The 4,990-nt window shown below is 40.3% G+C and carries 6 protein-coding genes; all 6 read right to left on the bottom strand.

Annotated features, from left to right (window positions below; all coding sequences use genetic code 11):
* A partial coding sequence (locus AC3LHT_RS08790; protein ID WP_488662618.1) for a hypothetical protein occupies positions 1–271 on the bottom strand: 271 nt, incomplete at its 3' end.
* A gap of 94 nt (positions 272–365) precedes the next feature.
* Entirely contained in the window at positions 366–1,220 is an 855-nt protein-coding gene (locus tag AC3LHT_RS08795) for a CRISPR-associated ring nuclease (RefSeq protein ID WP_488662619.1), read from the bottom strand.
* 95 nt (positions 1,221–1,315) lie between these two features.
* Entirely contained in the window at positions 1,316–3,403 is a 2,088-nt protein-coding gene (locus AC3LHT_RS08800) for a heavy metal translocating P-type ATPase (protein WP_488662620.1), read from the bottom strand.
* A gap of 2 nt (positions 3,404–3,405) precedes the next feature.
* A complete protein-coding gene (locus AC3LHT_RS08805; protein ID WP_488662621.1) occupies positions 3,406–3,759 on the bottom strand; it encodes an ArsR/SmtB family transcription factor in 354 nt (117 codons plus the stop codon).
* 141 nt (positions 3,760–3,900) lie between these two features.
* Entirely contained in the window at positions 3,901–4,326 is a 426-nt protein-coding gene (locus AC3LHT_RS08810) for a hypothetical protein (protein ID WP_488662622.1), read from the bottom strand.
* A gap of 20 nt (positions 4,327–4,346) precedes the next feature.
* Positions 4,347–4,990, bottom strand: a 644-nt coding sequence (locus AC3LHT_RS08815; RefSeq protein WP_488662623.1) for an RAMP superfamily CRISPR-associated protein, incomplete at its 5' end; no start/stop codon positions are given.

Consider the following 4,990-nt stretch of genomic DNA (forward strand, 5'->3'; position numbering starts at 1 on the left):
CCAGGTTTTCGATGGTTATACTGGTGGCATAGCTGTAAACCAGAGTCGTTGATTCTTGATTTCCAACTCTTGTAAGCGTTATTTCTATAATGTTCGGTGAAATGTCGGGAATAGGTTCAAAGAAGGAATCTTTGCTATCAGGAAATGAAAAGCTAAATTTCACAGAACCAAGCTCTGGCTGTTCTGAAGGAGAGTTAGGAGTTGTTGAACAACAGGTGAGCAGAAATATTGCCATGCCAATACATCCCAACAAAAAGAACATTTTCTTCATAGAGATACCTCCAATATCACATGGTGAAGTGCGATTCAGGAATATATTAGCAGCGTTTTAATTAATTGTCATGAGAGGTTATACCTATATTTACTTAGGAATTTGCCCTCAAAGAATCCATGAGTGGAGCGAGGTCGGATATCAGGCGATTCCTCATGCCTGATCTGCGAGAAATGCCAGTATGAGACGCGTATTTATCATAAATACTCTGCAATTGGTTGGAGATGGTTTTAGGAGATTTATATAGCCTCTGAGCAATTTCCTTGTTTGTTCCACCAGTTTTCACAAGTGTTTCAAGTAACTGTTTTTCAGCATCCGTTAGCCGGTGCCAAAAAGCGGTTAAAAAAGAAACCTTCGTGTGTTCTTGAAGCTCTTTTTGTTTCAGTATTGCTTTGTAAGGATCATTCCACAAAAGTAGTTCTTGAAGAGTTGAAGGAAGCAACACCCAACGCAGAATTGGCACGTTAATGAGGGATATCTGGGAAAAGTCATAGCTTCGCATGACTCGACTTTCAAGGAGACTCCTTTCAGACAATAGGTGCCACACGTGATCGTTGTCATCAAGAAGTAACTGGGCGACAAGCATTCCATATGCCGCCATAACTTTACGTCCGCCTGCTATTGAAAGATGAATCCTGCGATGAGCCTTCTTTATTTTCAGAACAGTGGCATAAAGAACTCGAAGCAACAGTGTCGCGTCTTTCTCACAGCAAATATCCTCGGGAAATCGATCATTGCTCTTAATTGGGACAAATCGAAGTGTGATGCCCTCTTCTGAAGTGAGTTCTTTTTCAAGACAATTCAGTGAATTGTAAATATCGACAACTGATGGATTTGTGTGAAGTACAACCACTTCGTCGATGGGAAAACCATTCTTTATCAGCGCGTCAAATAAGAGCGTTACAACTTGCGGTTCAGTTCCCACCATGGTAACAAGAGTGTCTTTCAAATCAGTCGTAGTGACCCCCCCTGCACTAAATATTAGCAAAATACGACAAAATTGAACAAGAACAAAGGTGATTCTTTAATACGATCGCATGTATGTCACTTTAAAATTCTCATGGCATTGAATAACGCTATTATCGCAACTCCAACATCAGCAAACACCGCTTCCCACATTGTAGTCACCCCAATAATACCTAAGCCTATGAAAGCCACTTTGACACCAAGAGCAAAAACTATGTTCTGCCACACTATTCTCTGGGTTTTTCTTGCTATCTCAATGACCATCGGAAGTTTTGATGGCCTGTCGTCCATTATTACTACATCTGCTGTTTCGATGGCAGCGTCACTTCCCAAAGCTCCCATGGCTATTCCCACGTCTGCTCTGGCGATAACCGGGGCATCATTAATTCCATCACCCACAAAAACCATCTTATCTTTTGGAGTCATCTTTTCTTTAAGTTCCTCTATAACTCTCACCTTATCCTCTGGCATTAACTCGGCATGGAATTCGTCCAACTCTAACTGTTTTGCTATGTTTTCTGCAACATCGTTGTTGTCTCCTGTAATCATCAAAATTTTCTTGATGCCCAGTTCTCTCAGCCGCTTCACTGCTTCATAGGCGTCCTCTTTCAGCTCATCTGAGATCACCATGTAGCCAGCATATTTTTTGTCGATCACGACGTGGGCCACAGTTCTTGCTACATGACACGTGTCGTGTTCTATCTTGAATCTGTGAAGCAACCTATCGTTTCCGACCATTATCTCAACGTTGTTCTTCAAGGTTGTTCTGACACCATAACCAGCTATCTCCTGCAAATCTTTTATCTGAGCCATCTCAATTTCCTCTCCGTAAGCTTCTTTTATTGCCAAAGCTATAGGATGTCCCGAATGAACTTCTGCCAAAGCCGCGAATTTGATTATCTCTTTTTGCGTAAAACCGTTTCTTGTCTCTGTCTTTGTTATCTTGAAAACGCCCTTTGTCAGAGTCCCAGTTTTATCAAAAGCCACAACTTTAGCTCCACTGAGGATATCCAGAAAATTAGAACCCTTCACGAGTACCCCTTCTTTTGCTGATTTACCGATTCCTCCAAAATAACCAAGTGGTATCGATAAAACAAGAGCGCAGGGACACGAAATCACAAGCAGAACCAAGGCTCTGTAAAACCATTCAGAGAAAGGATCTCCAGTGATCAACGGTGGAATTACAGCAACAACCGCTGCGAGTCCAACAACTACGGGAGTGTAGTAACGAGCGAATTTTGTGATAAATCTTTCCGTTTTAGCTTTCCTTGCTGTGGCGTCTTGCACAAGCCTTAAAATCCTTGAAATAGTTGACTCTTCGAGCTTTCTTGTGACTTCAACTGTTAGAAGACTCGTGAGGTTTATCATTCCTGAAAGGATCTTGCTTCCTTTCATCATAACTCTGGGAGTACTCTCGCCAGTCAAAGCTGATGTATCAACGTTCGAATTTCCCTCAATAGTAACTCCGTCAACTGGAATCTTCTCACCGGGATTAACGATTATGACATCTCCAATGTTCAACTCGTCTGGTCTAACTTTTACCACTTTATTTTCAACTTTCAGATTTGCATAGTCAGCTTTTAAATCCAGTAAAGCCTTTATAGAACGTCTTGATTTGTTTAAAGCAGAGTCCTGGAGAAACTCTCCGATCATGTAGAAAAGTATAACTGCAACTGCTTCTGGGTATTCTTTTATGGCAAATGCGCCCAATGTAGCCACAGTCATAAGAAAATTCTCATCAAAAAGCTTGCCGCGAATAGAGTTGACAAAAGCATTCTTCAGCACCTTCCATCCCACCAGAAGATAGCTGGTAGCAAATATCCCAATCACTGATACGCTGTTGAAATTGTAGTAGCTCATGACTAACCCTGTAACAAATAACGCAACAGAGGAGATTATGAAAAACAGCATGTTTTTTGAATTCTTCTCATCATCATGCTGATGGGCGACATCATGATCATTCTTCTCGTTTTCGATTACTCTGATATTTGGTTCTACGCTTTTTATTACCCGTTTGGCTTTTCCTACATCACCTTCGATTTCAAGTTCCTTTGTTACGAAATTGATCGATGCGGAGACGAATCCGCGCTTTTTGAGCGCTTCTTCTATCTTGTAGGCGCAATTGGCACAACCAAGACCGTCCAATTTCAATTTTTTCTTAGACATTTCTAATGGTCCTCCTTTATATGCTCCAGTGCGATCTTAAGAATGTCCTTTATGTGGTTATCACTTAGGCGATAAAAGACATTCTTTCCGTCCTTTCTGTAGGTAACTATTTTTCTATCCTTCAAAATTCTGAGCTGATGTGATACAGCTGAAACAGAGAGATTGCTGATGTTTGATAAATCACACGTGCACAGTTCATCCTCCATTAGAGCAAAAACTATGTTCAAACGAGAAGGATTGCCAAGAGCATCAAAAAAATCTGAGACCTCAAGGTTGATTTCCTGAGAAGGCAACTTTTTCTTGACTTTGAGAATCTTGTCCATGTGTTGTTCGTGGACTTCACACACTTCCGCCATAGTTCATCACCTCTATATTTGAACATATGTTCAAATATTCTACTAAATCATTATACCACACACAAGTGCAGAATTTGCCATAGGAAATGAGTCATTACATCTGCACTAAGTTTTAAAATAAAGGCAGCTCGATTCAGTTCATTAAGTTTTGTTCTTCTTATTCAGATCTTCTTTAATTGATTTTAATTTTTTTGCCAGTTGTCCTTCTATAGCAGGCTGTGAAGTAAGCTTTTTTGGAGGGTGGTGTGCACGCTCAGATCTTGGAGGATTATTGAAGCTGTTCTTTTCCTTTGCAGCCACCAGTCTAGCAGCTGTACCAAATATGTACGCCCAGGTTTTGTAGTCTTCAAGCAGACCTTGTGTATGATTATCTGCGCGCACCAGTTTTTTCATCTCTTTATAAAATGACTCTACGCCCTTGTATTGATGTAATTTTGGGAGATTTCTCAGTGCTCCAAGAAACATTTCGAGTTGTCTTACTTCCTTTGAATTTTGAATCACCGCTTGAATCGATTTGAGTCCACTATGTTTTTTTATTGTTCCTTTTTCAATTACCTTTTCAACCATATCAATGATGTCTTCCTTGTTCATGATGTCTCACCGTCCATAATTTCTGATAGGATGTTCTTCTGCAGTTCTTCAGGCTTGATACCGTGCCCTTTTAAAAAGTTTTCCACTTTCTGCTTGCTCATGAGATCTTGGATAATTTTTGTATTATCCTCTGGGTAAAAGCTTTTGTACAAGGTCGACTGTTCTAAGTGAAAATGAACAGCTCCCATCCCAAGATTTTTACCCCGTCCCATTTTCACATAGAACATATAGCCGTCTGCAATTCCAAAGCAAAACAACAGAGCTGTGATCTGTTCATATGAAAGGCCTTCTGCACATATTTCAGTAGTGAAGTTATAGCCTTCAGGCAGCACTTCGATTAGAGCATCATTTCTTCTCCTGATTTCTTGAGAAGGTTTTAGTGTATACAGTTTCACAGATTTCTCCTGTTTTGGATTTGCCATGATTATTGAATCGAATGGTTCAAGTTTTAAGCTTTTTTCTTCGACAAGAACGTCATCGAATTTGACGTGAGAAGCACAAGCTGTACTTCCAAAAATAGCTTTTGTTGTTTTATCACCGAGAAATGCCTCTGCGTATGTTCTTACAGCACCTTTGATACTTGAACCTGGTATCAGGGCTTTGCCCCGTTCTCTGTAGAATTTGTACAAAAATTTACCAT

Source organism: Kosmotoga sp. (genome assembly GCF_982836095.1).

Excerpts from the sequence above, each read along its gene's own strand:
- AC3LHT_RS08800 (WP_488662620.1), bottom strand. The coding sequence starts at position 3,403 with ATGTCTAAGAAAAAATTGAAATTGGACGGTCTTGGTTGTGCCAATTGC.
- AC3LHT_RS08805 (WP_488662621.1), bottom strand. The coding sequence starts at position 3,759 with ATGGCGGAAGTGTGTGAAGTCCACGAACAACACATGGACAAGATTCTC.
- AC3LHT_RS08810 (WP_488662622.1), bottom strand. The coding sequence starts at position 4,326 with ATGGTTGAAAAGGTAATTGAAAAAGGAACAATAAAAAAACATAGTGGA.